The organism is Pseudomonas sp. FG47, from assembly GCF_057809115.1.
On sequence record NZ_JBMDJI010000074.1, the window covers coordinates 1 to 4,777 of the forward strand.

Annotated in this window: 2 protein-coding genes and 1 tRNA gene; all 3 read right to left on the bottom strand. The window is 66.5% G+C overall.

Annotated features, from left to right (window positions below):
• Positions 1 to 229: 229 nt before the first annotated feature.
• The 3 genes from ACODS5_RS24500 to ACODS5_RS24510 all read right to left on the bottom strand — a co-directional run bounded on the left by ACODS5_RS24500 (position 230) and on the right by ACODS5_RS24510 (position 4,497).
• Positions 230 to 1,522 carry a virulence factor family protein gene (locus tag ACODS5_RS24500; protein ID WP_489109872.1) on the bottom strand — a complete coding sequence of 431 codons (1,293 nt, stop codon included), beginning with the start codon at positions 1,520 to 1,522 and terminating at the stop codon, positions 230 to 232.
• Positions 1,522 to 4,164 (bottom strand): bifunctional lysylphosphatidylglycerol flippase/synthetase MprF, encoded by a 2,643-nt coding sequence (gene mprF, locus ACODS5_RS24505; RefSeq protein WP_489109873.1) that lies wholly within the window; start codon positions 4,162 to 4,164, stop codon positions 1,522 to 1,524. Before mprF ends, ACODS5_RS24500 begins: the two co-directional genes overlap by 1 nt.
• Before the next feature lie 256 nt (positions 4,165 to 4,420).
• Positions 4,421 to 4,497: transfer RNA gene (locus tag ACODS5_RS24510), tRNA-Met, on the bottom strand.
• Positions 4,498 to 4,777: the final 280 nt, after the last annotated feature.

The window sequence follows — 4,777 nt, forward strand, 5'->3', positions numbered from 1 at the left end:
GGCTGGCACCGGCGATGCCGGTGTTCGCCGGCAAGCCGGCTCCTACGGGGTTTGCTGGCCGTCTCGGTCCTGTAGGAGCCAGCTTGCTGGCGAACCAGGCGCCGCGGAGGCTGGCACCGGCGATGCCGGTGTTCGCCGGCAAGCCGGCTCCTACGGGGTTTGCTGGCCGTCTCGGTCCTGTAGGCGCCTGGCTTGCTGGCGATGGACCGCGCAGCGGTCCGCTTTCACATCATTTTTCAGCGACGCTGGACTTCCCCTGGCGCGTCTCGATCTCATCGATCAGGCGCTTGGCCAGTGCCGGGTAGTTCTCGTCGAAGTGGTGGCCACCGGGCAGCTTCATGCGCTCGCCCACCGCCGTCTTGTCGGTGCAGCCGCTTTCGTCGGTCTCTTCCACGCCATAGATGCACACCACCTTGGCCGCTGGCAGCTTGGCCATCTCCGGCCCGGTCGGGGCCTCCTGGCCTTCCTTGCCCAGCCAGCCTTCGACCTCGATCTCGAAGCTGCCGCTGCGGGCGAAGGCCAGCAGTATCACCGCGTCGATACGCTTCTGGTCCTCGGCGGACAGGCGATTGTAGATGGCCGGCAGCACATCGGCGCCGAACGAATAGCCGGTCAGCACGAACCGCTTGGTGCCCCATTTCTGCCGGTAGTGCAGCATCAGTTCGGACAGGTCGGCGGCGCTCTGCTCCGGGGTCTTGTGCTGCCAGTAGTAACGCAGGGTGTCGATACCCACCACCGGGAAGCCGAGTTTGGCCATTTCACCGGCCACATCGCGGTCCAGGTCACGCCAGCCGCCGTCGCCGGAAAGGAACAGGGTGACGGTGTCGGTGCTCTGTCCGGCGGGCACCTCGACCACCGGGATGGCCAGGGCATTGCCGTCCTGGCCGACCAGGGCCTGGGTCAGTTGGGCCTTGAGCACCTGCGGCAGGTGGATGTCGTAGTCGGCGATGCTGGTCTCGGCGTTGGCCTGGTCGCGCACGAACGCGGCGCTAGCGTCGTCGGGGTTGTCGTTCCAGGCCACGTTCCAGTGGCCGTGGGGCGCGGCCTTGGGCAGCGCGGCCGGGCAGCCGGGTTGCTCGAGGGTGAAGTCCACCGAGATGGCCCGCGCCTTGTCGTCGGTCTGGGTGGCCAGCCAACGCCAGGCCTGGGCAGCGCCCGGGCCAATGCCGGCGACCAGGGTTGGCTTGTCGGCCAGTTGGGTCAGGGCCTGGTCCATCGCCGCTTGTTGTTTGGCGCAGTCGGCAGGTGGCAGGATCACCTGCACCAGCTGGGCTTCGCCGGCCTGGCTGAGGTCGAGCAGTTGTTTATCGCTCAGGGCTTGCTCCTGGGGCACGCCGATGGCCACCCGGGCTTTGGCGTGCACACCCGGGGTGGCGCGGATCAGGTGGCTGCCATCGTTCAGCGTCAGGTGCTCCAGGCGCGCCTGGGGTGCCGGTCGGGTCCACAGCCAGAAGGCCGTGGCCCCGGCCATGGCGGCCAGCAGCAGGGGAATCAGTACATACAGCCAATAGCGTCGGATCATCAACGTTTCACCAATCCAGTCAGGCCGCCAGCGATCAGGGCGGCGGTATCGGCCAATGCCACCAGCGGGTCGAGCCCGGCTGGCACGGCCATGTAGCGAGGTTCCCAGTCCGGCTGGAACTTGTCCTTGAAGCGCCGCAGGCCCTGGAAGTTGTAGAGCTGTTCGCCGCGCTGGAACACCATCGAGCCCAGGCGCTGGGTCAAGGGCGCGCCACGGCGCGGCTGCAAGCCGGAAAGGGGCACCATGCCCAGGCTGAAGCGGCCATAGTCGTGGCTCTTGTAGTGCAGGATCAGGCCAACCATCATGAATTCCATGGTCAGCTTCGGTGCTTCGGGGTGGGCGCGCATCAGGTCGAGGCTGGCCAGTTCGTTGCTGTGGGTTTCCAGCAGGTTGGCGAAGGCCACCGGGCGGCCCTGGAAGCGAATCAGGGCGATGCGAAAGTGCTGCAGGTATTGCGCACTGAAGCGGCCCAGGGAAAAGCCTTTCTCACGGACGTTCTTGCCGCTCAACCAGGCGTCGGAAATTTCCTTGAGTTCGGCCAGCGGTGCATGGCCAGGCTCGTGGATCTCCAGGGTTAGGCCGTCGCGGCCACCACGGTTCCAGGTGTAGCGCAGGTCTTTCATCTCCTTGCCCTTGGCGTCGATGTCGAAGCGGCGCAGGTCGACCCGCGCTTCCTCGCCAAGCTTGATCGCGGTCAGGCCGATGTCCATGTAGAACGGCAGGTTCTCGGCGCGCACCTGATAGAACACCGGGCGGGCATGGTGCAGGTCGCACAGGTCGCGGAACTGCCAGATCATCTCGGCGCGCTCCTGGGCCGGGCCGATCGGGTCGTACAGCGCCACCAGGCTGCGGCCACGGCGGGCGTACATGAGGAAGGCGTTGTCGCTGGGGTGGAATAGCAGGGCCTTGTCGCCGGTCAGGGCCAGGCCGCCGTCAGGCTGGTCGGAGGCCAGCAGGATGCGGTTGGCGCGTTGCAGTTCCTCGTCACTCGGCAGGTGGATCACCGGGCGCGCGGTGCGCAGCAGCCAGGTCAGCGCGACGACTACCAGCAGCACCGCGCTGCCAAGCGCTGCGCGCAAAGCTCGTGGCGCATCGGCATCGAGGGTGAACTGCCACCACAGCTTGTGGGTGTAGGGGACGTCCTGGTAAGCGAACAGCAACAGCCACACCGAGGCGCCAACCACGCAGGCACTGGCCACCAGGTACACCGGCGAGAACGGCAGTTCCAGCAGGCGGCTGGGGCGATAGAACGAGCGGCGGAACAGGGCCAGCAGGGCGGCGGTGAAGCTCAGCAGGCTGGCCTCTTCCCAGTCGAAGCCCTTGAGCAGCGACAGCAGCGCGCCGACCAGCAGCAGCACGGTGGTCAGCAACCAGGCGGCCGACAGGCGCCGGCGCAGGCCTTGGGCCAGCAGCAGGCAGAGCACGCCGACCAGGCTGGCGCCGAAGTGCGAGGCATCGATCAACCGGTGCGGAATCAGGAAACCCATGTGCTCCAGGCGGCTGTCGATCTCAGGGGTGGCCCCGGAGAACAGCAGCACCACGCCAGAGAGGAACACCAGGATCGCCAGCACCGGCGCGGCCAGCCCCGAGGCCGCACGGATCGCCTGTTGGGTGACCATCAAGCGGCGAGCTTCGTTGGCCAGCAGCAGAACGCAAGCCACCAGCAGCGGCAGGACCACGTAGATCAGCCGGTACAGCAGCAGCGCGGCCGCCAATGGCGCGGCGCCCAGCTGGTTGGCGAACGCCGCCAGCAGGATCGCCTCGAACACCCCGACGCCGCCGGGCACATGGCTGAGCACCCCGGCGGCCAGGGCCAGCAGGTATACCAGCACGAATGCGCCGAAGGGCGGCGCCTCCGGCAGCAGCAGGTAGAGCACGGTGGCGGCGGCGGCGACGTCCAGCGCGGTAATCAGCAATTGCAGGGCGCTCAGGCGGGCGCCCGGCAAGCGCAGGGTGCGGCGGCCGAACTGCACCAGCAGGCTGTCGGCCAGTGGCTGCTCGGGCAGGCGGCGGCGATACAGGCCAATCACCAGTGCCACGGTCACCAGCAGCACGGCGGCGGCGATGCCGCCCAGCAGAATGGGTGGCAGGCGCAATGCGCTGGCGGCGGCCGACAGGTCGCTGAGGGTGGCCAGCGCCGCCAGCGGTGGCAGGGCGCAGCCCAGCGACAGGCTGGCGAACACCGTCATGCGCGCCACTTCCGAGGCGCCCAGGCCCTGGCGGGCATACAGGCGATAGCGCACCGAGCCGCCAGAGAGTATCGACAGGCCGATCGCGTTGCCGATGGCGAACGCGCTGAATCCCCCGAGCAGCAGGGTGCGCGGCGGCAATCGCACGGCGGCATAGCGGCTGGCCGACCATTCATAGCCGAGCAGGATCACGAAGCCGAGTAGCGTGGCGAGGAAGGCACCGAGCAGCGACTGGCTCGGCACGCTGAGCATGGCATCGTGCAGGGCATAGATGTCCAGCTCGCTCAGCAGGTGGCGACAGGCGACCAGGCCCAGGGCGAACAACAGCAGGGTCAGGGCCAGCCCCAGCGGTTGACGGTACTTGCTCAGGCGTTCCAGCCAGGGCAGGCGTTGCGCGGCCGCAGGCAAGGCCGCGGTCAGCGGAGCCTGGGTGTCGGGTGTGGGAGCGGTCATGAAATGCCTCGTGCGGTGGGCGCGAGGCGCGGGCGAGGTACGGCCAAGTGAAAGTCCCTTTGGAAAAACGTATCCGAATATTACTCCGGGCCGGCGGCTTAATCTGTTTCAGGATAGTTAAAGATAGTTCATGCAGCCACGCGGCCAGGGCGCGGTAGCCAAGGGCTGCGGTGGGGGGCGAGGGGAGATTTTGCGGGGGCTAAATGCAACAAACCCCGCGTTATCTTTCGATAAGCGGGGTTTGTTCTGACGAATATGGTTGCGGGAGCCGGATTTGAACCGACGACCTTCGGGTTATGAGCCCGACGAGCTACCAGGCTGCTCCATCCCGCGTCAGTGGTGTGCATTCTACGGATCTATGCTCGGGTGTCAAGCGTTAATCTTTGATTTTCCGTAATTTTTTCGGTGTCGCGGTACTGGGAGCGGTCTTGCCTGCGAACAGCGGCATAGTGGCTGCCATGCACGGCGCTGTTTGCTGCGCCAGCAAGCTTGGCGTCTACGGGTAAACACCAGGCAATAAAAAAGGCCACTGTCGAAACAGTGGCCTTTTCTTGAATCTGGTTGCGGGAGCCGGATTTGAACCGACGACCTTCGGGTTATGAGCCCGACGAGC